We start from the raw sequence: 22,750 nt of genomic DNA on the forward strand, positions 1-22,750 counted from the left end.
GTATTAATTAAGATTATTCAATAATGCCGAGAATATCCTCCTCCTTTACAATAAGATATTCTTTGCCGGAAATTTTGATTTCCGTGGGGCCATACTTTGAGAACAACACCCGCTGACCTTTTTTAAGGGAAACAGGGATGCGCTTGCCGTCTTTTGTCATCCGGCCAGCTCCGACCGCGACAACTTTTCCTTGCTCCGGACGTTCTTTTTCAGCGGTATCAGGAATAACGATGCCCGATGCGGTCTTGCCTTCTAATTCATCTTTTGAGAGCGGCTCCAAAAGGACGCGGTCTCCCAGGGGGGTGATAGTAGGTTTTGTCATATTTATATGAAAACTACATGTTAAATAATAAAATCACTTTTTGTAAATTAGCAATCTAATACATAGACTGCTAATCCAGTGTATAAGAAATAAAATACAAATGTCAAGAGAATATAAAAAGCCCCGACATCGCCGAGGCTTTAGTTTATTCGAATATTAGCTCATTAATACGCTCGCTTACGAGCTTTTCTGCGTGCTCCCGTACTCCCTCGCTCCACCAAATACCGAAGTCAATATTGATAGTGACTCCCCCTTCGCTGGTAAGTGAAGGAGTAAGCTTTGCGCCACCCGAACTGAACTTTTTCCGCAATTCATCTCCGAGCAGCGTCCCTAAATCGCTGCTTCGCGCACTAATCCGCACCTTCTGCCCAATCATACCCCACACTACCGCAAGATCTACCCCCTTCTGACGAAGCATAAGATCGGCAATAACAGACAGGTCATCTCCGGAATCCTCTTTCAGCTGTCCGGCATTCATTACGATGCGTCCGCCTTTCTGCTTGCGGTGGTTTAACGCATACTGCAAGCTGTCAAAATAATTTTCGGAAAGCGGAAAATTGATAAGCATCTGTAATTCTTGCTGGTTTGCTTTCTCGGTTAAGCGTCCGTAGCTTTCGCGGTCGCGACGCGAGGAACTCGCGAGCTGTTTCGTGTCATTATAAATACCAAACGCTAAGAAGAGCGGGCGGTATTCGGTAAGTTCCGTGTCCGTAGCAACCGCAAGTTCTTCTATAAGCGTACTTGCCGAACCCACCTCATTATCAATGCAGAAAAACTGGTCTTCGCCTTCTTCTTGCGACGCAACATCGCCATCATGGTGATCAAACACCATTACGGGCCGCAACGGACGGAGGCTTTCCGGAATACGCGAATCATTTGTCGCTGAAGAGTCAATGAGAATAAGAATATCATTCTTACCCACCGACATTTTATCTACCATATTAAAATGCTGAGACAAACTGCCCAGGTTCACAATAGCCCGGTTCTGTGCCATGCCTGGCTGTCCGCACCAATACAACTTTATACGCGAATCAGACGCTTTCAAATTGCTCAGTACCGCCTGAAACGCATACGCAGCCCCCAATGCATCCGGATCAATCTGGGTGATAAGAATAAGAAAATTTCCTTTTACGCTTTTTACGATAGATTTGAATTTCTCTACGCGGTCCGCGCTTAGCCCAAGATTATTTAATGCCCTTCCCTCTTCTGCTGATTTGTCAATCATTTCTGCCACCTCTTTGTATAGGTACAACTTACCCCCACTATGCATGACATCGCCGTTTTGTCAATCTAATAAACGGCTCACACGCTGTGTGAGCCGTTTATTTTGGCTTATAAAAACAAAAAAACCGCGCACGCGGTTTTTTTGTTTTAAAGCCACTTCCCGGTATATGATGTTTTATTTTTCTTCACATCAGCGGGCGTACCCATAACGACTATTTCTCCTCCGCCGTCTCCGCCTTCCGGGCCAAGGTCAATAAGCCAATCGGCATTCCGCAAGATATCAATACTGTGTTCGGTGACAATGACCGTGTTCCCCTTGTCTACAAGCGCGCGGAGAACAGTTAAAAGTTTTTGGACATCTTCTGCGTGCAGACCGGTTGTTGGTTCATCTAATATATAGACTGTCCTCCCTGTCGCTTTCTTTGCCAGCTCAGTCGCAAGCTTTACTCGCTGCGCTTCTCCTCCGGAGAGTGTTGTTGCTGGCTGCCCGAGCTTAATGTAGCTCAATCCCACCTGGTTGAGCGTTTCTATTTTTGATTGTATAGCAGGAACATTCTTAAAAAATATGAGCGCTTCTTCAACTGACATATCAAGCACTTCTGCTATGTTTTTATCATTATAGTGGATCCCGAGCGCCTCACGATTGTATCGCGCGCCGTCGCATTCTTCGCACGGCACATAGATATCAGGAAGGAAGTGCATTTCTATTTTTTTGACGCCCTGCCCCTCGCACTCTTCACACCTCCCGCCTTTCACATTAAAACTAAACCGCCCCGCTTTGTACCCTCGTGCACGGGCATCGCGTGTTTTCGAAAAGAGATCGCGGATCCCCGCAAATGCCCCGGTGTATGTCGCAGGGTTGCTTCTCGGCGTGCGGCCGATTGGCGACTGATCCACTACAACTACTTTATCAATGCTCTTTAACCCCTCTATTGATGTATGCCCGCCGGGGACGGCGCGCGAGCCGTAAAAATGCTGCATGAGCGAGCGCGATAATATATCGTTGATAAGCGTTGATTTTCCAGAGCCGGATACGCCCGAAACACCGACTAATTTTCCAAGGGGGATTTTTACCGTAATATTTTTCAAGTTATGTTCGCGGGCTCCTTTGATAGTTATAAAGCCAGCGGCTTTGTTCTCTTTGGACGCAAGCACAGATACTTTTTTACGTCCGGAAATATAATCGCCGGTAAGCGTCTTTGCCTTTTTGATATCACTATATGTGCCTTCAAAGATTATTTTGCCTCCATGTATTCCTGCGCCCTCACCGAGATCAATAATCCAATCAGCCTCCTCCATCGTCTTCTGATCATGCTCTACCACTAAAACGGTATTTCCAAGCGCTTTCAGTTCTTTAAGTGTTTGGATAAGACGATAGTGGTCACGCGCGTGAAGCCCAATGGACGGCTCATCAAGCACATAAATAACCCCCGAAAGACCGGAACCAATCTGTGTCGCAAGGCGCACGCGCTGCGCCTCTCCCCCGGAGAGCGTGGTGGACTGGCGGTCAAGCGACACATATCCGAGCCCGACATTCACTAAAAATTCGAGCCGCCGTTCTATTTCTTTTACGAGCGGGCGCGCAATTGCGTCTTCCTGTTTTTTCTTTTTTACTTCCTGCAGCACTTTTTGCATAAACGCGATTGCATCCTCTGCGGCATACGCGGAGACTTCCGCAATAGATGTCTGGATAATTTTAACACCCAGCGATTCCGGACGCAGCCGTTTACCTCCGCACGCAGGGCAGCTGTTCATAAACATGTATTTTTCTATCTCTGCCCGGGTCCATTCGGAGTCCGTTTCGCGCCACCTCCGCTCAAGGTTTGGGATGACGCCCTCAAATGCCTCGCCCGGTTTTTTATCTTCAGTGTCTTTTTCTCCATACAAAATAAGGTCAGTTACTTTCTTCGGGAGCGCGCCCACAGGCGTATCAAGCGAAAAGCTATACCGCTCGGAAAGATCCTCAATCATCCACCAGTACCAGGACTGCCGTCCCACCCGATGCGATGCACGCGCCCACGGCTGGATTGCACCTTCGGCAAGTGTTAACTTTTTATTCGGCATCACCAAGTCCGGATCAACCTCCAATTGATGGCCGAGGCCCGTACAGCGTTCGCACGCACCATAGGGACTATTAAAGCTGAACAACCGTGGCTCTATCGGCGGAAGTGAAATATGACAGACCGGACAAGAAAAATTTTCCGAAAAAAGCACCTCTCTTCCTTTTGTTCCGTTTGCGTCTTCTTTATACTCAACCACAAGCGCAATACCTTTTGTAAGCGCAAGCGTGGTCTCCAGCGAATCATGTATGCGTCCGCGTTCCGTGTCCTTATCTATAGAAAGCCGATCTACAACAACCTCAATGGAGTGCTTCTTTTTTGGATCAAGCGGAAGATCAAGCGCCTCTTCTATCCGCATAACGCCTCCGTCGAGACGCACGCGCAAGAACCCTTGCTTTTGTATTTCGGCAAGTATCTTTTTATGTTCTCCTTTTTTTGAACGGATGACGGGAGCGGCAATCATCACAAATGTGTCCTTGAATTCGCGGCTTACCGTTTTTATCATTTCATCTATCGTCTGTTTTTTTACGAGCCGCCCGCATGCCGGACAATGCGGCTTGCCGATGCGTGCGAACAAGATGCGGAGATAATCATATATTTCGGTTATGGTTCCAACGGTCGAGCGAGGATTTTTCGAGACCGACCGCTGGTCAATAGCGATTGCGGGCGATAAGCCTTCTATTTTTTCAACATCGGGCTTTTCGCGCACGCCTAAGAATTGCCGCGCATAACTTGAAAGCGACTCCACAAAGCGCCGTTCGGCTTCGGCATAAATGGTGTCAAAAGCAAGCGAGGACTTTCCTGAACCGGAAAGCCCCGTAATAACTACAAGTTTGTTTTTTGGTATCTCAAGCGAGATATTCTTGAGATTGTGAGTACGCGCACCTTTTATGCGTATAACATCTGTTTCGTGTGTTGGTTGTTTTCTTGCCATACAGAGTACAAATAGAGGTGCGCAAAATTTTGCAATTATTCAGTATAGATATTTTTAGCGCCCGGGTCAAGATATGAATGTGAATTGAGAATATCTTTTTTTGACTTAGCATCTGATGATTCTTATAATCAACCCATTATGAACAAAAAGCCGGATACCATTCCCCAAGCGCCAGGCGTATACTTTTTCAAAAAAGGAAGGACTCTCTTATATGTCGGAAAGGCAAAAAATCTCAAAGAGCGCATCGCATCTTACTTTTCGTCACAAAACACAGACGCGCGGAAAATAAGCATGGTGCGTCAAGCAACGTCAATTACCTGGAAAGAGATGCTCTCCGACACAGAGGCGCTCATACGCGAAGCGGAATACATCAAAGCACATAAGCCCCGCTATAACATTGTTATGCGGGACGACAAGCAATATTTTTTCGTCCGATTTTCTGATGGCGCATTTCCTCGGATCACACTGACTCACCAACCTAACAGCTCAAAGGATTATTTTTTAGGACCATTTACGGACGGCTCCTCGCTCAAGCAAACATTAAAAATGCTCCGACACGCATTTCCGTATTGCACATGCAAGGGCGCGCACAAACGCAGATGCCAACACGCGTCCATCGGGAATTGTCTTGGCATATGCTGCACCGAGAGCGCGTACATGAAAGCACTTTTTCCTGACTACCAAAAAAGGAGTTCTCAATATAAAAAGAATATCCGCACGATAAAACAGGTGCTTTCCGGAAAAGGAAATGCGCTCATGCATACTATGCAAAAGCGCATGAAGAAACTTTCCGAGCATAAGCACTATGAACAAGCAGCACTCATCCGCGACCAACTCTATGCGCTCGAAAACATATTCTCACACCGGCACACCCTGAGGCGCGAAGAGCATATCTATGCAGAAAAAGGCGTTACCTATCTCAAGCATGTTATTGGTATGAAAAAAACACCCAAGCGCATAGAAGCATACGACATCTCAAATATTCAGGGGAAGCACGCGGTAGGTTCTATGGTGGTGTTTACGAACGGCGCACCCGATAAAAATGAGTATCGGAAATTTGCGATACATCTCCCCCCTAAACCAAATGACACTGCGATGATGCAGGAGATTATTACGAGACGATTCTATAACGCATGGACACATCCTGATCTCATCATCATTGATGGGGGCACACCACAACTTCATGCTGCCCAAAAAGCCCTGGCGCACCACACTCTACGAATGCCCGTTGCCGCACTTGCGAAGCGAGAAGAAGAACTGCACCTCCAAAACGGAACCGTTATCAAATTAAAAGAGCGGCCTCAGCCACTCCTTCATCTTTTACAATATATTCGTAACGAAGCACATCGGTTCGCAATTAGCTTTCACCGAAAAAAACGGGGTGATCAGATTGGATCATAGTCGTCGTCGTGTTTTCTTATTTTTCCTTCAACTTTTCGGAGCGCCCACAATACTAACAGTACGAGCACAGCGCTAAATATCGCAAGACTATACATCTGTACGCCTACAGTCATGCCAACTGCCGCAACCGCCCACAAACCCGCTGCAGTTGTGAGACCGTGAACGCTGCCACGCTGCACAAAAATAAGACCCGCACCGATGAAACCGATGCCAACAACTACCTGTGCGGCAACCCGCGCCGGATCTTGAATGCCAGTTCCAAATTGCTGAAACGCCTCAACTGAAAGAATAGTGAAAAGTGCCGCACCCATGCATACAAGCGCATATGTCCGCATACCTGCGGCCTTTCCCTTATATTCCCGCTCAAAACCGATAAACAATCCGAGCCCTGCAGCGAGCGCCATCTGAAAAAACATTCGCAATATTTCAGGATCAAACATAATTAAATTTCGATTATTTTTTCTTTCCGGATAAGTTCTATCACTTTTTCCACAAGCGCTTTCGGATCAGTGTCATACACCACCTTTCCGTTTTCCCGATGAGAGAGATCGATAATCTGCCTAATCAGATTGGTTGAACCCCCTGATTCCTCAAGAATGCCGATAGGCTTGTTATCTTCAAACGCGATAGTAAATTCGTTAAGCGTCCCCATGCGCCCGCAACCGACAATAACACCGTCTGACGCGCGTGTTAGCAAAAGATTCCGCCCGGAATAATCAAAGCCGGTATATACGATCATATCCATGTAATCCACGGGGAGCTTATATTTTTCAATATGCTCCTTTTCGCTTGATGCCGGAGAGAGCCCGATTGATATCCCGCCCGCTTCTTTCGCGCCAATCGCTGACCAATATGGAAATCCGGTAGTCGCGCCCGTAACTAAAATAGCATTATGACGGACGATCTCTTTTCCTATTTCCTTTGCTTGTTCAAGTGCATTTTTCGAGCAATGACCTGTTTCGGCGGCACCTGAAACGCAAATCTTGAATTTGAGATGGGAATGCGGTGATGGTTTCATATTAGTAGTATACTCAAAAGCAAAAAAATAAAAAAGCTCTGCTATGCAGAGCTTTTGATGGCTAAAGAGAAAACCCCAAACGAGCCAGTTTTTCTTCTAAGCGATATAGTCCGTCACCGATATTAAACTCAATAGCATGCGCGCCTGCCGCCTTGCATCCCTCAATATTTTCAGGACGATCGTCTATAAACACCATATCGGCCCGCTTTATCTCAAGCTTTGATTCTATCTCGCCAAAAACTTTATTAAATAATACGGGACTCTCACTCTTGCGGAGACACATGCTCCATGAATAATACCGGAACTCTTTCGATATGTAAGCAAGCAAATGCCCGAGCTCATACTCCATTTTTTTTGCATGAATTGCATTTGCGTTAGAAATAAGCCCTTGATAATATCCGGCACCATGAATTCTTCGGGAGAATTTCAAAAAACGCCCGCTATGCTCATAGTCTTCCCGCAACGCATTGCTGAATATTTTTTCGAACATTTCATATTCGCACTTTTTCCCGAACCGGGAGCAAAATGCCAGAAATATCCTGTGCGTATTCCAATGCGAATCCCCTTCAATGACATGAATAAATTGCTTAGTGCTATCCGGCATAGGGCCTTCCATAAAAGCAATTACTTCAAACGGGGTCACAGAAAAGAGAGATGCCACATCCTCCAAAAACCGATCCACGGAGAATGCCGCTATCACATTCCCAAAATCCCACAATATCATCTTATTGCCCACTAAATACCTCCTTTTTTTCTTTTTTTAAAGAACTATATATCGAATGATTCTCCTAGCTTTGGAGCAAACGCCCGAATCCCCAAATGATCACGTATCCGCTGCACAAAAAAGAGCGCGGACTCTCCTTCTCCGTGAATTGCAAACACCGTATCAAGCGTGTCTATAGAATCCTGGACAATACCCATAAGCATACCTTGATCGGGATGCGCAGAATATCCGGATATCTTTTCAACACGCGCACGCACCGGCACTTCTTCGCCGAATATCTCTACACTCTTTGCGCCCTCCTGCAACTGCCTCCCGCGCGAACCTGCCGCTTGATACCCAACCAACAACACCATTGAATGTGGGTCGGGTAAATACCGCCGCTCGTGGTGCAAAATGCGCCCACCGGTGGACATACCGGAACCCGCGATGATTACTTTTGGCGAAGGCACATCATTGATTGCTTTTGATTCTTCGGTGGCAAGCGTAAATTTAAGCATAGGGAACTTAAAAATGTGTTCGCCCGAATCCAAAATATACCGCGTACGCTTATTGAAATACGCATCGCTCTTCCGATAAATTTCCGTCGCGCGTATTGCTAGCGGAGAATCAAGAAACACCGGTACCATGGGAACCCGCCCATGCTCTATAAGGTCGTTTATTTCGTAAAGAATCTCCTGTGTGCGCTCAAGCGAAAATGCGGGTATCATAAGTACGCCTTTTGCTTTGACGGTGTCTTCTATGGCGCGTTCAAGTTTTTGTTTGCGTTCGTCACGCGCTTCGTGGTCACGGTTCCCATACGTTGATTCGATAACCAAGATGTTCGCTCCCGAAATCTTTTCGGGCGGCGGCAATAATGGCGTTGGCGGGTTTCCGATATCTCCGGTAAATATTATTTTCTTTTGCGCACGACTCTCATCCTTGTAAATAATCTCCACCATCGCTGAGCCTAGTACATGACCCGCATCAAGCAAGCGGATATGCATATCTCCAATAATGAACTCATGATGATATTCATGTCCCTCCCAATGCTCGAATGTCTTCTCAAAATGCTCTTCTTCGAATATCATTTCTTCCCCCTCGCGCTCTGCTTCCCGTTCCATTAACCCCAGACTATCCCGCAACATTAAATGCGCGAGTTCTTTTGTTGGATGCGTTGAATGAATCATTCCCTGAAATCCTTCTTTAAATAGCTTCGGGATGCGTCCTGTGTGATCGGTATGCGCATGCGTCACAATAACGCCATCAATGGATGCGGGGTCAAATGTAAAGGGCTCATAATTTTGTGCTTCGCATACGCGGGGGCATTGGAATAACCCGCAGTCAACAAGCACCTTTGCCTCTGCGGTTTCTAACAAATAGCAAGAACCTGATATTTGCTGAGCGCCACCATGGAAAGAAAGTTTTGCCATGCTTTTAGTATATCATTTATTTTCTGCTCATATCTTGCTTTTTTGCAAAAAATACCGTATAATCAAAAAAATTTGAAAACAAAATACATAAGGAGGTGCCTAGTATGGCTGCCGGCAGAGACAATGAAACAAGGTATGTAAAAATTCCCATACGGGGAGATGTTTCCCACCTGAGTACGGGGAACAAAGATACGCTTGAAGCGCTTATTTCCGCAGCAAGGCTCATTAATCCGATATATCTTGCGCAGATGAACCAGAAATTGGAAGAAACGGGCGGTATTATTGATGAATCCCGGAACGCGGCATATTACCCCCCCGGCATGACAGCCGAAGAGCTTGAAGTATACATACAAGCGCACCCCGACCAAAAACAAGATATCCTGTCTCCATTTTCGGTGGTGCAGAGAGACGGCACACTGCTCAAAACTATCCCGTATGCGGAGCTTTATGAGCCGCATCTCACACGCATGAAGCTTTTTCTTGAGCATGCGTCACGCATAACGGATCATCCGCAGTTTAAAAAATTTCTTAAAAGCAAAGCCGCCGCGTTTGTTTCAAATGAATATAAAGAAAGCGACATAGACTGGATACATGTAACCGATGCACCGATAGAGCTCACCATAGGGCCGTACGAAAGCTACGAAGACAAAACTCTCGGCATAAAACGAAATTTTGAAGCAATGCTCGGAGTGACTCTCACGGAAGAAAACGAAAAAGTCAGGCAATATCAAGACTTAACGCTGGAATTTGATGCGTATCTCGGAAACATGTACGGCTACACACCTTCTGGGAAAATAACGCCCATGGTAGTGATGAACGAAATACTGGCAACCGGAGGAGCGTATTACAGCTACATCGCGATGGCATATAATCTGCCAAACGATAACGACATACACGAAACCGTTGGATCAAAAAAGGTGTTTGTAAAAAATGTCATGGATGCAAAGTTTACTACCATGACCATACCCATCGCGGAACGAATTGTAGAGCGCTCCATGATGCATCACTTTGACCCATGGACCTATTTTCTCTTCGTTGTAGGACATGAGCTTTCACACGGACTTGGCTTCCGATTCAGCGGACCGGAATTTAAAGAACTCGGGCCATCCCTGGAAGAAGCAAAAGCGGATGTATTCGGCATGCTGTTCCTTTATTTTCTTGCCGAAAAGGGAGTGCTTGCGAAAGAAGTTGCGGAATCAGCCGTATACATACATGCCATCGACGGTCTCCGTCAGCTTCGCTTTGGACTTGAAGAGGCTCACGCATTCGGCGCCCGCATACAGTATCAATGGCTAGAGAACATGGGGGCTATCGGCATTCATGAACAGACATTTTTGTTTGACCCGCGATTTTTCAAGCAGGCACTTGAAAGCCTGGGATATGAATTTTTCAAATTATCCCAAGCGCAAAATTACACGAACACAAAATCATTTGCAGACACATGGAGTGCAGTATTACCCGGATTAAAACCCATGATAAAACGCCTGGAAGGAATTCCGGTCGACATAGACCCCATCTTTGACTGTTAAAAACAACACCGGCTGCTTATCGCAGCCGGTTTTATATTTGAGATAATGCGTATGCCGCTTTTTCTTCCAATTCTTTTCGTATCGGGTCTTCTATCTTTTTTATTTCTTCTATCGTTGTTTTCGTCCGCGGAGAACCTTCCACAAAAAGCGAACAACAATCTTCATACGGCAGTTTTGAGATGTCATATGTCCCATATTGCTTTGCGCGCTCAATAATCTCCTCTTTATCAAGCCCCGCCAACGGCCGGAGAATGGGCAATGTGGCTATCTCCGAAATGGTCTCAATATTCTCGAGGGTTTGTGATGCAACCTGGCCTATAGAATCCCCAGTTACAAGAGCATGTGCTTTTTGCATGCGGGCTACACGTTCTGCCATCCACAACATCCACCGCCGATACATAACTATCCGCAGAGCTGACGGAGCCTTGGTAACAACATACTGCTGGATATCGCTTAACGGCACTTCAAGCAACGCAAGCGATGAGGGAGCATAGCGCGAAAGCGCATCGCGCATATGCCGCACATTCTCTAAAGAGTCCTTTGATGTGTACGGGTAGCTATGGAAATGAACGAGCGCTGGCACACACCCGCGCTTCATCATATACAGCGCCGCTATCGGAGAATCAAAACCGGCTGATAGGAGTACTACGACCTTCCCCGAAACACCGACCGGCAATCCCCCCGGTCCTTGTATGCGTTCAGTTAAAAGATACGCATGCCCTTCAACTATCTCTATACTCAAAACAAGCTCGGGATTTTTGAGCGAAACAGGGAAACCGAATTCTTCATGGATAACCGCGCCCACTTCCCGCTCAACATCCTGCGATGTGAAGGGATGGTTTTTTTCCGCACGCGACGCAGTAACGCGGAACGGAACTTTTTTTATTTCTGGAAAAACACGGCGTGCTTCTTCTTGTATTGCTTCCATTGTAGCGCCAGCGCGCGTGCCTATTTCAATGTGATGAATACCAAATACATACCGCAACCGTTCGGCTAACGCATCCTTTTGAGATGCGTCCGCACACAAAACTATTCTCCCTGAAATGCGCGAAGCCGAATCATACAACCCATGCGCCTGTCTTTCTATATTAGAAAGAAGCGCCTTCTCAAAGAAAGCGCGATTTTTTCCCTTTAGTGCTATTTCATGATAATGCACTACAATGTATTTTTTTTCAGCCATAGTAAGAGCATGCCCGCAAGCGAACCGCCAGCGATATCCATTAAAAGATCCAGCAACGTATCAACAAGCACCGCTTTCCCGGAAAGGCCAATGCCCAAGAACGGGATATTGATAATGTCCATGGCAAACTCAAAGAATTCCCACAAGACACCTACGAGCGCTGTCCCGCTTACAATAACTACAAACGCGATAAAACACGGCATCCGGACGCTGCCTCTGTATGTATAAAAAAGGAGGTAATATATGAAACTAGCAGCCCAAAATCCGCCCATGCCGTGCACCGCAATATCAAACCAAGGCAGTATATAATAGAGCGATGTAAGAAGTGCAAATATATGCACGCCCAAAATAATGACAAGGGATGTAAGGAGAAATGCCGGGAAATTATCTTTTTCTTTTTTAAAAAACATACAGGTCTCCTGTGCGCAAATACGCTAAAACATTATATCCTCTTCCGCCCGTTTGTACGCATGAATCTCTTGGTCTGTAAACCAATGTGTAAGTTCATGCTTTGCCTCTTCCGGGTCGCCCGACGCATGCACCACATTATGAATGGAACGCTTTTGGATATTTGCAAGCGTAGGAGAATCAACCGAAAAATCGCCGCGTATCGTTCCCATTTCTGCAAACGCAGGAATGGTTTTGCCCACGATCTTGCGCACCATATCAATGGCATGTATCCCTTGTACTACCATTGCTACCATGGGACCAGACGTCAAAAAATCAACATTCCAGCGTGCAACTTGTTTGCCTATTTCTATCGGATCATCAGTACCAACTTCTTTTTTGGCCTCTTTGCCATATTTTTCATAATTTTCAAGCGTCTTTTCTCCAATCCCGCGAAGCCATGGTTCTGTGTTAGGGTAGTGGCTGTGCGCATGCTCCCGCGAGGCCAATATCATTTTGAGCGCAATCACTTTCAAACCACGCATCTCAATGCGCTTAATTACTTCGCCTATCAATCCGCGCTTTACACCGTCGGGCTTGATAAGCACTACTGTTTTTTCTTCTGATGGGTGTTTCATATGTTCACATACTAATGAAAATGGATTCTTTTGACAAGATATAAAAAATCCGGAATATATCCCAGATTTTTGTTTTTAGTATATGGATATCATACGCTATCAGTCTTTGCCGCCTCCCGAGAAAGCTCAAGCAAGCCCCCCGACTACATCAGCGATATCCTGAACTTCCCCATAGATGGAAAAGCCGCCTATTACGGGGCGGCTTTGCTTATTATAAAATCTCTTTCCTCGTGTATTCAGCGATAAGAGGAGCTATGGAGTGCACCTGAAACATTGAGGGCTCCCGTATGGCAATGGTGTCGGTTATATGAGCGCTCGCAAAGAATATATTTGAGTGCGCAAACCGCTCATACCCCTGCCCGCTCAGCACAGCATGCGTTGCAAACAAATGAATATCTTTTGCGCCGGCGTTTTTTAACGCCTCAGCACCCTTCATAACAGTCCCGCCGGAGTCGACGATATCGTCAATCATGATAACTGTCTTATTCGCCACATCACCAATGATATGCATCACTTCTACCTCGCCCGGTCCTGCGCGACGCTTATCAAGAGAAACCGCACTCACATTAAATTCTTTCGCATATGAACGAGCTATACGGAGCCTCCCTACATCTGCTGACGCAAAAACAAACTCAGAAGAAATACGCATGTCACGAATAACATCAAAGAATATGGGCTTTGCGTATAATTCCTTTACTCGGATACGCATATCAAGTGCTGTACAGTATTGAATACCCGCATTATGCAAATCCACGAGAAGAACCCTGTTTGGCCTTCGTGATGCTATAGCAGTCATCTGCATGCGCCCCGCTATATCTTCACCCTCCTGGTCTGCACGGTCTTGCCGCCCCGCGCCAAAATACGGAACGATAACTACGGTTTTTTGCACGCTGAATCCCTGGACAGTATCAAGCAAGGTAAGCAATTCTGTGAATTCAACCGGCCCTTGTGTATTTCCTACCACAAGCGCAACTTCGTTGTGAGGCGTTTCAAGAATATGATTAAAGATTTGTCCGTCGGGATATTTTCCTATATTCACCGGGCTCGGCGTTGTCCCGAGGCATCTCGCTATTTTTTCACCGAGATTCTTCCCTGATCCTGTCGTGTAGATCTTCAATACTACATCCTCCCTTTCCTGTGCAATTTTTTAAAAGACATTTTCTCCATTTGAGCGCAGAATTACTGTACTGTCAATGTCGGTGCGGAGTATGCGGATGCCTGCTTTTTCCAACTTATTGAGGATAACATCATGCGGGTGGCCATAGCGGTTATTCCTACCCGCAGAAATAACTGCGACACTTGGAGATACAGCTTTTAAAAATGCGTCGCTCGTAGATGTCTTGGAGCCATGATGCCCCACCTTCAACACTTCGCATCCTATATCGTCCCCCAAAAGAGAGCGTTCTATATCCCGTTCCATGTCACCCGTGAATATAACGCAGGTATTTCCATACACAAGCTTCCCCACAATCATAGCGTCGTGTATGTTCGCAGGCTCTTCTTGTATGAAAGATGCGGGAGCAAGAACATCAAACCAGACATCAGATGCAAGCCAAATCCGCATGCCGCGAAGCGCGCGTACGTGCTCTGCTCCTTCCGCGTCTACCTTTTCATCCCATTCCCGGAATGCCCCCGAATCATATGGCGTCTCTGCCGCAACTACCGTCCGAACATCATACCGGTCAAGCACATCAATAAGTCCCCCCACATGGTCCTCATGCGGATGGGACAAAAGAACCACATCAATAGTTCTGTCGGTAAACGGCATAATGCTCCCAAGCTCTGAAAGAATTTTTTTATTCGGGCCGCCGTCAATAAGCATTTGCACATGGTCTGGCGTTTCAATAAATATCGCGTCTCCCTGCCCGATGTCTAAAAAATACATTACTACTTCGCGGGAACCCTCTCCACCGAATGCGAAAAGAGCACCCCATAAAAATATGGCGACGAAGAGCAATCCAAAAAAAATGTACGCACATGAATGTGCGCGAACATGCAACATAATTTTCCTACCATAATATAAAAAAAGCCCCGCGCAAAGCGGAGCTTTTTGTTCCAGCGTCATTAGACGCAGCGGATTTTTTCTTTTATAGAATCAAGGTAGTCGTTATATGAACGCCCCTTTTCGTCAACGAATTCTCCGTGGAGATCCTCTGCAAGCACCCGGCACACCTGTGCGGCCACCTCGGAAGGTTCACTCAACAGTTTTTGATTGAATCGCGCAAGTAGTCCTTCCATAAGTTCCTTGTTCTCTTCTAGGTGACTTATCATGCCGGTCCTCACCATACCAGGCGTAAGACAATTTGCACGCACATCAATCCCCTTTCTTTCCCGCATACCGTTCAGCGTCCCCATAAATGAGCGCATAAACCCAATAACCGCGGCTTTGGTGGAATCATACATCTCGGAACCGCTCTCTGGATCAAGGCCCGCCAGAGAAGCAATAGTAATGATGCGGCCATGTTTTTGCGGAATAAAAAATCTGTTCATAAATTCATTCGTAAGGCCTATCATTGCCGCATAATTTATGGTGCATACCTGAAGGATGTCGTCCATAGTCCATTTGGTAATGAATTTGCTCTTCCCTCCGGGACCTATAACGCCCGCGGTATAGATAAATATATCTATAGGCGTTCTTGCCATCTGTATCTTTGAGAATAGATTATCCCACGATGCCGGATTCATGACATCAATCCCCGCTGTGTAATACGCGCCGCCGCACGCTTCATCAGAAGAAATAGAAGATACTGCGCTGTAACACTTTTTAATATCATTATCGGCAAGAAAAAATGTAGTAACGCCCTTGATCCGCAATGCTTTTACTATTTCTGCACCCATACCGCCAACACCCACAATAGCAACATGCTTATTATTAAAATTCATAAAAGAGCTCCTCTTGCTGCAAAATTTTGCTTTCATTGTATACTATTTTTCAAAAAAATCAACCCCGCTAGACACTATCATGTAACGCGCTCTTATACATCGCATGGAAAATAGATAAGTTCATCTAAAATCAAGAAAAAGCCGCACAATATATGTGCGGCTAAGTTTCGTTAGAGTTTTTTATAGTTTGGAGGGTCTTTTTCCAGTAGAATGTCGTGAGGCCCGCTTTCTTGCATCGTGGCAAAGCTCATGATTTGCGCTTCTATTTCTGTTTCATGCATATCCTGTATAGAGGCGCACCCAAGATACCCCATCCCCTGGCGAAGGCCTCCGAGAAGATAATGTATCTCTTCCCTGAAGGTTCCATGATACGGTATCAGCGCCTCTACGCCCTCCGGGACGGCTTTTGCGCCATATCGGTCGCTTCCTCCGCTTTTTAGTACTGCCTCTGAGCCCATTCCGCGATATCTTTTGTACTTCACCCCTTTGACTTCCACTATCTCCCCGGGGCTCTCATCAAGTTCGGCAAAAAGTCTTCCTATCATCACAGCGTCCGCACCCGCAGCTAAGGCTTTGGTGATATCTCCGGAAAAACGAATACCTCCGTCCGCGATGATGGGAACAGATCGCTCTTTTGCGGCAGATACAACATTTTCTATCGCGCTGATCTGCGCAACACCAATTCCAGTAACCATACGGGTAGTACAGATAGAACCGCCTCCAATGCCTACACGAAGTCCATCGGCGCCAAGATCTATCAAGTCGTCGGCCGCTTCTCTTGTCGCAATATTCCCCACAACGATATCAACCATCCCGCTTACTGATTTCAGTTTTTTAAGCGCATTCATTACATTGCTTGAATGGCCATGCGAGCTGTCAAGAACAATCATATCAACATCGTGGTTCAGCAATTCTATCGCACGTTCATAAAAATCTCCCGTGGCACCGATTGCAGCGGCAACGCGCAAGCGTCCTTCTTTGTCGCGCGTAGCTGACGAGAACTCCCGCATAAGATTGATGTCCTTCAGGGTTATGAGCCCGCGCAAATGCCCCGCTTCGTCCACCAACGGAAGTTTTTCGATATGCTCTTTCAAAAGTATCTTGTACGCTTTTTCCGCCGAAATGCACTCTGAAGCAACTACTAATTTTTCTAACGGTCTCATTGCCTTTTGTACAAGAAAATCATCATCAGGAGCATACAGCAGATCTCTGCGGGTAAGCAGCCCTACAAGTGTGTCATCAGACTTAACAATGGGAATACCTGAAATGCCTCTTTCTTCCACAAGCTTTTTTGCATCTCCTATGGTCTTATGCGGAGCAAGTGTGTATGGCTTTGCTATCTTCCCGCTCTGGTAACGCTTAACGCGGTATACTTCATGCGCTTGGCGCTCTATATCCATAGCCCGATGAATAACGCCGATACCCCCATGCAAAGCAAGAGCTATCGCCATCTTATACTCCGTCACCGTATCCATAGGCGAAGAAATAAGTGGTATGCTCATGGCAACATTTCTACTGCAACGCGTTTCCAAAGAAACTTCCGAGGGAAGTATTTCGGAACGCCGCGGCGCAAGTAATATATCGTCAAATGTTCTTCCTGATTCTTTAATAGTCAGCACTTTCTCCTCCTGTTGTAAAAGATGTATGTGCAAAAGAATACCACATTTTTTTGTATATGGCAATTATTTCCGCCGTATTATAAGCCAAGCGATACCTATATAGAGCACAAGCATCGCAATGAGGGGAAATCCTGGAAGAGCTATTTCCGCAAACGAAAGTGATGAAAATGTCTCGACTATTTTGAGCTGATATTCAAGCAAAATGTACGCAACCCAGGCAAAAGGAAGCGCGAGTATCTTTGAAGCAAACGCTAGTGCGCCTGCCGTCGCTCCAAAAAACATTGTGTACGGAACCACAACAAGAACAAGCATATTTACGGGAAGCGCAACGACAGAAAATGTTCCCATAAGATGCAAGATGAGTGGGGTAACTGCAATCTGGGCGGAGAGCGTTGCTGTTGCCGCTTCCCGTAATCCGAATCGCTTAGGAGCCCATGAAAGCATGCGCTCAAAACGAGGCGCGAGATAAATAAGTCCCAGCGTTGCCAAAAATGAAAGCTGGAACGACGCGTCAAACAGGAGAATCTTTGGATTTACAAATATCATAAGAGCGCCTGCAATGAGGAGCGCGATAATGACACGGTTTATGCGCCCAGTCGCCTGAGCCGTATAAATGAGAATGGCCATAATTGATGCACGTACCACGGGGGCCGCAGCACCAGTGAATAGCGCAAAGAGAATTATTCCGGCTACTCCCGCGCCCACGCTTACCGCCCACGAAAAGAATACCCCTAAAAATCCTGCAAAAGCCCTGGCGACAATGGTAATGTTATACCCGGAAAGAACAACAATATGAATAACGCCTACCCTGCGGAACTCCTCAAGTACATTCTCAGGTATGCTTTTTCGAGCGCCGACAGTAAGTCCACCCAAAAAAGACGCGTGCGGTTCGGGCAATACGCTTCCGATTCGCTGTATGTACTCCTCCTTAAGCGAAAATAACCATCGCTTCAAAAAAAATCCACCTCTTCCTATGAGCGCGGTGCTTGGATATGACATCTGAAGATAAATTTCGTCTTTCGCAAGATACGACTCCCAATCAAAATCAGAATCAGGAATATTCTCCGGAGGTTCAAGCCGCCCACGCGCTTCTACAATGTCTCCGTACACAAAAGAGGGGTAACGGCTCACGGTAAAAAGTATTTTCTCTGACGGAACACTTCTCCATGCTTTTTCGTTCCAATCAAATAGTTCCCCGCTTGCAACTACAAAGCGAGTATACCGGTCGCGTTCATCGGCTTCACTTGTTATTATGCCGCGCAATAATACAGTGTTGCCCACAACTCGCGCCCACTCCGGATTCACCCCTCCCCTGTCTTTCATATTAAAGCGCAGCACTCCAAAGCTACCCCCCGCGAACAGCAACGCAATAATAAAAAATAGACCCGCCCCTCTGACGCGCCAAAAAATAAAAAAACCCGCAGCAAGAAAGAGCCCAAAAACCGCATATACTTCTGCAATAGTAAAAAAGGAGCGGATACTTATACCCGCTCCAAATCCTATAATACTTATAACCAATGCTCGCTCTCTCATAATAATGTTTTCTGTTCTCCTGCATCGAGCGCCTCGTTCAGCAATCTGTCTGCTTCTTTATTCTTATCACGCATAAGATGCGTGTATACAATACTCCCAAAATCGAGCGTAAGATTGTGCGCCTTCATATACAACGGAAATAGTCGTTCTTCTTCTATTTTATATATGCCGCTCAATTGGCGCATAACGAGCTCCGAATCCATACGAACTTCAACGCGCATCTGCTTTGCTTTTGCTTTCCCAAAAAGCTGCTTTGCTTTCTTGAGAGCAAAAATAACCGCCTCATATTCGGCTTCGTTATTCGTGCGTTCTCCTATCTGTTCCCCGTACGATTTTATATCCCGTCCGCCTACATCCTGAATAACCACGCCGATAGCAGCTGGCCCGGGGTTCCCTCGAGATCCTCCGTCCGTATATATCACAATGTCATTTTTTTGCTTATTCATACTGTGCGTAAAACGATTCTGCTATGCCACAGAATCTATCAAATGCCACTCTATACTCGGCAAGTATTCCTTTTGCTCTGCTGTGTCGCAACCGCCCTGTTAGTATATGTAGAACAGCTCCATAATACCACACCTGCTCTTTCGGCTCTGCATTAAAACTGCTCCACACACTGCTCCCTTGTTTTTGAAAATCATGCACGCAGGAGTTCATATTATGAACCTTGTCGGCAGCACACACAAGTAGGCTGTTTCGCGATACATGTTGAAGATTGTGCAGATACGCCTCTTTCCGAACCTTCCATGGAATTTTTTTTCCATCTCTCATCTTTTTTTCCGTAACTCCCATAACTATATCTCGTATTACGAGACCAAAGTCGTGCTCTAATGCTTCGGGCGTATACGGCGTATCCTCTATAGCATCATGCAAAATACCCGCAGCGATGACATGCTCGTCAGAAGTATATTTTTTTAGAATGCCGGCAACTTCTTTTAAATGCGTAATATACGGCGTTACTCCGTCTGATTTTCTCACTTGCCCTTTATGAAGAATTTCTGCTTTTTGTAATGCTTTATCTATAATAGTGCCGCGTGTCATTGGTTTCTCCTGTTAATGCGCATTTGCCAAAGCGTATCATTATCTCGCACGATAATCAACGATACGCAAACGTATCTCTCCGGTATTGCGAAATGAGGAATATTCAATTGATGCCGCAAGGTCAATCGTCGCCCCCCTCTTTATCATCTCGGCGCCACTCCCCCCGCCAAAAAATACTGCTTTGACCGCATTCCCGCTCGATTGCTTACATCGCAGTTCCAGATGGCTTTGCACATTTCCAAATGTACGGACGTTTTCTATGAGAACGCCCGAAAACAAAAATACGGGATTTGGGTTTCCTTCACCAAATGGCTCGAATCGCGAAAGAGTCGCATATATATCCCATGCAACCTCATCTATAGAAAGTTCTTTTTCTATATGAAGCTCTCCGAAAAGATTCTCTTTTTTGTCTATGCTTGCATACGCATCATTAAGCGCCCGCTCCATATCTTTTTCACGGCCCCCAGCAATCGTGAATCCAGCGGCCATTGCATGCCCGCCGTATGCCGTAAACAAATCCTCACCCGCCCTCTTCATAAGCTCCACAAGATTTGCCGACCCATCGCTTCTGCACGAACCCTTAAATGTTTCACCTTCTCCCTTTCCAAATAAAAATACCGGGCGCGCATACTCTTCAACCAGCCTGCTTGCGGCAATACCGAGCACACCCGGGAACCAACCCTCCTCTCCAAGTACAATAACCGCAGGCATATCTCTATCAGCATACTTTGCCTGTATTAGAGAAACGACATCTTGCGTCATCCGCTTGCGCTCCGCATTCGCGTCCTGCAAGCGGGACGCAAGCCAGCGTGCTTCCTCTTCATTATCTGCGCGCAATAGCTCAACAGCGGTGTTTGCATGGTCTATACGCCCCGCTGAATTGATGAGCGGCCCCAATGTAAACGCAATGTCGCTTGCTTGCATACGCGGGAGGGAAATATACGGCTGCTGTTCTAACAATATACGAAGCCCGGGGCGCCTGTTCTTTTTTAGAACTTCGAGCCCCCAATGTACGAGCATTCTATTTTCGTCACGGAGCGGAACCATATCGGCAACCGTTGCAATAGCAACAACATCAAGCATCCATTTTTCGTATCCTTCTTTCACCGGCCAATCGCCCCTTTGGAAAAGCGCTTGTACAAATTTAAACGCCGTGCCTGTTCCACAGAGTTCCGGAAACGGATAGGCGCTGTCTTTCCGCTTATGATCAATGACAGCAAACGCCCGCGGCAATTCATCTCCCGGCAAATGATGATCGGTCACAATAACATCAATTCCTTTTTCTTGGAGCGTGCGCACACCCTCGATATCACCGATGCCCGTATCCACCGTTACTACAAGCGACGGTTTTTGTTCTAATACCGCTTCCATTACATGTACGGTAAGCCCGTATCCTTCCTTGTATCGGTCGGGGTTATATAAAAAGAAATTCTCATACCCCACAAAACGGAAAAAATCAGAGAATACAATAGAACCGCATACACCATCGGCATCGTAGTCGCTAAAAATAAGGATGCGTTCGTTTTTTTTCATGGCGTCCAAAAATCGTTTTACTGCTTTTTCCATATCGGGAAGCAAAAACGGGTCATGCGTATCACGCTCATACGCAGGCGAGAAAAATGCATCTGCTTCTTCCTGTGTGTGTATGCCGCGGTTAAAAAGAAGCTGAAGCGTTAACTCATCTCCGCGCATCTGTTCTGCATACGGCTCTGGGTACGGATTTTTTATCTGCCACTGTTTTTTCATATTATCCAATATAGCACAGGGCTTGAAAAAAGGACGGAAAAACACTACTATGCAATAAAAATGGGGGGGGTTGTATGGCTGCTATATACATTGAAAAGAAGATGCACTTTGAAGCGTCCCACTCGCTTATAGATGTAAACAATCCGCAGAATAATGAACCGAGGCACAGCCACCTGTACAGCTTTACTGTGCGCATCAAAGGCGGTACTGACAAAGGCGGTATGATTACAAACATCCGCGATGTAAAACGCGTACTTAAAAAAGAAATAGTAGACGCGCTGAATGGCAGGTATCTGAATGACGTGTTCCCCGAAATGAATCCAACCATGGAGAATCTCGCCGAATTTATTTACAACTCAGCTAAATTAATATTTCCCGGCGTTGTACGCGTTCAGATTTGGGAAAACGAGGACTCTTCAGCAATATACGAAGAAGAATAACAAACAAAAAACTCCCATACGGGAGTTTTTGTATTTGAGCTAGTTGTGTGCGCAGGAGAGGATTTGAACCTCCACGCCCCGAAGGACACTACCCCCTCAAGGTAGCTCGTCTACCAATTCCGACACCTGCGCGTTTACGCTTCTTTTTTTTCTTCTGTGCTTCCCGGAGAGCTTTCTTCTTTCTTTGCTTCAGTCAGCGCTGAAGTATCTGCATTTTCTTCCCCGTCTTGCGGTTTTTCAGGTTCATCCTCCTTTGTTTCCATCACAACCTCATTCACGATTCTCATCTGCTTCATTTTGCGCCGTGCCGCGCGCGTTGCTTTTTCGCGGATATAATAGAGTTTTGCGCGGCGGACTTTCGAGCGCCGCACCAATTCAATTTTCTCAATAGTTGGTGAATATAATGGAAAAATTCGTTCAACGCCAATACCGTCTACCACCTTGCGCACCGTAAATGTCCCACCCGGTTCAGCTCCGTGCTTCCGCGCCAAAACAAGACCCTCAAACGCTTGAAGGCGCGTCTTGTTCCCTTCCTTGACCCGTTGCCATACGCGAACCGTATCGCCCGAACGAATATCAAGCTTTTTACGGTCTTCTATCTTTACGGGTGAAAATTTTATCTTATGAATGGTATTCATAATATTTCACCAAGATAACACTAT

General features: G+C 46.2%; 22 protein-coding genes and 1 tRNA gene. 3 read left to right on the top strand and 20 right to left on the bottom strand.

Going from position 1 to position 22,750, the window contains the following annotated elements; all coding sequences use genetic code 11:
• Window positions 1-13: 13 nt before the first annotated feature.
• The 3 genes from COU47_03965 to COU47_03975 form a co-directional block, all read right to left on the bottom strand.
• Window positions 14-322, bottom strand: coding sequence for a co-chaperone GroES (locus COU47_03965; protein ID PIR69227.1), 309 nt, complete (start codon window positions 320-322; stop codon window positions 14-16).
• A 145-nt stretch (window positions 323-467) separates the two neighbouring features.
• Window positions 468-1,592: a hypothetical protein gene (locus COU47_03970; GenBank protein PIR69228.1), complete on the bottom strand. Its 1,125-nt coding sequence runs from the start codon at window positions 1,590-1,592 to the stop codon at window positions 468-470.
• A gap of 101 nt (window positions 1,593-1,693) precedes the next feature.
• Window positions 1,694-4,540 carry an excinuclease ABC subunit UvrA gene (locus COU47_03975; GenBank protein ID PIR69229.1) on the bottom strand — a complete coding sequence of 949 codons (2,847 nt, stop codon included), beginning with the start codon at window positions 4,538-4,540 and terminating at the stop codon, window positions 1,694-1,696.
• Between the two features lie 138 nt (window positions 4,541-4,678).
• Between COU47_03975 and COU47_03980 the strand changes: the two genes are divergently transcribed.
• Window positions 4,679-5,941: a hypothetical protein gene (locus COU47_03980; protein ID PIR69230.1), complete on the top strand. Its 1,263-nt coding sequence runs from the start codon at window positions 4,679-4,681 to the stop codon at window positions 5,939-5,941.
• Here the strand turns inward: COU47_03980 and COU47_03985 are convergent.
• From COU47_03985 to COU47_04000, 4 genes are all read right to left on the bottom strand, one after another.
• Window positions 5,926-6,381: a magnesium transporter MgtC gene (locus COU47_03985; GenBank protein PIR69231.1), complete on the bottom strand. Its 456-nt coding sequence runs from the start codon at window positions 6,379-6,381 to the stop codon at window positions 5,926-5,928. The genes COU47_03980 and COU47_03985 overlap by 16 nt on opposite strands.
• Window positions 6,382-6,383: 2 nt before the next feature.
• Window positions 6,384-6,959 (bottom strand): hypothetical protein, encoded by a 576-nt coding sequence (locus COU47_03990; protein ID PIR69232.1) that lies wholly within the window; start codon window positions 6,957-6,959, stop codon window positions 6,384-6,386.
• Between the two features lie 61 nt (window positions 6,960-7,020).
• Window positions 7,021-7,683, bottom strand: coding sequence for a hypothetical protein (locus COU47_03995; protein PIR69233.1), 663 nt, complete (start codon window positions 7,681-7,683; stop codon window positions 7,021-7,023).
• Window positions 7,684-7,727: 44 nt separating this feature from the next.
• A complete protein-coding gene (locus COU47_04000; GenBank protein ID PIR69234.1) occupies window positions 7,728-9,092 on the bottom strand; it encodes an MBL fold hydrolase in 1,365 nt (454 codons plus the stop codon).
• A gap of 104 nt (window positions 9,093-9,196) precedes the next feature.
• On the opposite strand from COU47_04000, the gene COU47_04005 reads away from it, so the two are divergent.
• A complete protein-coding gene (locus COU47_04005) occupies window positions 9,197-10,621 on the top strand; it encodes a hypothetical protein (GenBank protein PIR69235.1) in 1,425 nt (474 codons plus the stop codon).
• Window positions 10,622-10,652: 31 nt separating this feature from the next.
• On the opposite strand, the gene thiI is transcribed toward COU47_04005, so the two are convergent.
• The 11 genes from thiI to recJ form a co-directional block, all read right to left on the bottom strand.
• Window positions 10,653-11,801 (bottom strand): tRNA 4-thiouridine(8) synthase ThiI, encoded by a 1,149-nt coding sequence (thiI, locus tag COU47_04010; protein ID PIR69236.1) that lies wholly within the window; start codon window positions 11,799-11,801, stop codon window positions 10,653-10,655.
• Window positions 11,777-12,211, bottom strand: coding sequence for a hypothetical protein (locus COU47_04015; protein ID PIR69237.1), 435 nt, complete (start codon window positions 12,209-12,211; stop codon window positions 11,777-11,779). Before COU47_04015 ends, thiI begins: the two co-directional genes overlap by 25 nt.
• A gap of 24 nt (window positions 12,212-12,235) precedes the next feature.
• Entirely contained in the window at window positions 12,236-12,826 is a 591-nt protein-coding gene (locus COU47_04020) for a nucleoside-diphosphate kinase (GenBank protein ID PIR69238.1), read from the bottom strand.
• Window positions 12,827-13,037: 211 nt separating this feature from the next.
• Window positions 13,038-13,970, bottom strand: a complete 933-nt coding sequence (locus COU47_04025) for a hypothetical protein (GenBank protein PIR69239.1) — start codon at window positions 13,968-13,970, stop codon at window positions 13,038-13,040.
• 3 nt (window positions 13,971-13,973) lie between these two features.
• Window positions 13,974-14,891, bottom strand: a complete 918-nt coding sequence (locus tag COU47_04030) for an MBL fold metallo-hydrolase (protein ID PIR69240.1) — start codon at window positions 14,889-14,891, stop codon at window positions 13,974-13,976.
• Window positions 14,891-15,745, bottom strand: a complete 855-nt coding sequence (locus COU47_04035) for a hypothetical protein (GenBank protein PIR69241.1) — start codon at window positions 15,743-15,745, stop codon at window positions 14,891-14,893. Before COU47_04035 ends, COU47_04030 begins: the two co-directional genes overlap by 1 nt.
• Window positions 15,746-15,879: 134 nt before the next feature.
• Window positions 15,880-17,319: an IMP dehydrogenase gene (guaB, locus tag COU47_04040; protein PIR69320.1), complete on the bottom strand. Its 1,440-nt coding sequence runs from the start codon at window positions 17,317-17,319 to the stop codon at window positions 15,880-15,882.
• Between the two features lie 72 nt (window positions 17,320-17,391).
• On the bottom strand, window positions 17,392-18,861 hold the full coding sequence (locus COU47_04045) for a hypothetical protein (GenBank protein PIR69242.1): 1,470 nt from the start codon (window positions 18,859-18,861) through the stop codon (window positions 17,392-17,394).
• Window positions 18,858-19,307: a hypothetical protein gene (locus COU47_04050; protein PIR69243.1), complete on the bottom strand. Its 450-nt coding sequence runs from the start codon at window positions 19,305-19,307 to the stop codon at window positions 18,858-18,860. The genes COU47_04045 and COU47_04050 overlap by 4 nt, the downstream gene beginning before the upstream one ends.
• Entirely contained in the window at window positions 19,300-19,902 is a 603-nt protein-coding gene (locus COU47_04055) for a bifunctional (p)ppGpp synthetase/guanosine-3',5'-bis(diphosphate) 3'-pyrophosphohydrolase (GenBank protein PIR69244.1), read from the bottom strand. The genes COU47_04050 and COU47_04055 overlap by 8 nt, the downstream gene beginning before the upstream one ends.
• Window positions 19,903-19,941: 39 nt before the next feature.
• Window positions 19,942-21,648 carry a single-stranded-DNA-specific exonuclease RecJ gene (gene recJ / locus COU47_04060; GenBank protein PIR69245.1) on the bottom strand — a complete coding sequence of 569 codons (1,707 nt, stop codon included), beginning with the start codon at window positions 21,646-21,648 and terminating at the stop codon, window positions 19,942-19,944.
• 74 nt (window positions 21,649-21,722) lie between these two features.
• Between recJ and COU47_04065 the strand changes: the two genes are divergently transcribed.
• Window positions 21,723-22,088: a hypothetical protein gene (locus COU47_04065; protein ID PIR69246.1), complete on the top strand. Its 366-nt coding sequence runs from the start codon at window positions 21,723-21,725 to the stop codon at window positions 22,086-22,088.
• A gap of 48 nt (window positions 22,089-22,136) precedes the next feature.
• On the opposite strand, the gene COU47_04070 is transcribed toward COU47_04065, so the two are convergent.
• A tRNA-Leu gene (locus COU47_04070) sits at window positions 22,137-22,220 on the bottom strand.
• A gap of 2 nt (window positions 22,221-22,222) precedes the next feature.
• The gene (locus COU47_04075; protein PIR69247.1) at window positions 22,223-22,726 is read right to left on the bottom strand and encodes a 50S ribosomal protein L19; all 504 of its coding nucleotides are present in this window, start codon (window positions 22,724-22,726) and stop codon (window positions 22,223-22,225) included.
• Between the last annotated feature and the right edge of the window lie 24 nt (window positions 22,727-22,750).

The organism is Candidatus Niyogibacteria bacterium CG10_big_fil_rev_8_21_14_0_10_46_36 (genome assembly GCA_002772995.1).
Lineage (GTDB): Bacteria > Patescibacteriota > Minisyncoccia > 1-14-0-10-42-19 > 1-14-0-10-42-19 > 1-14-0-10-46-36.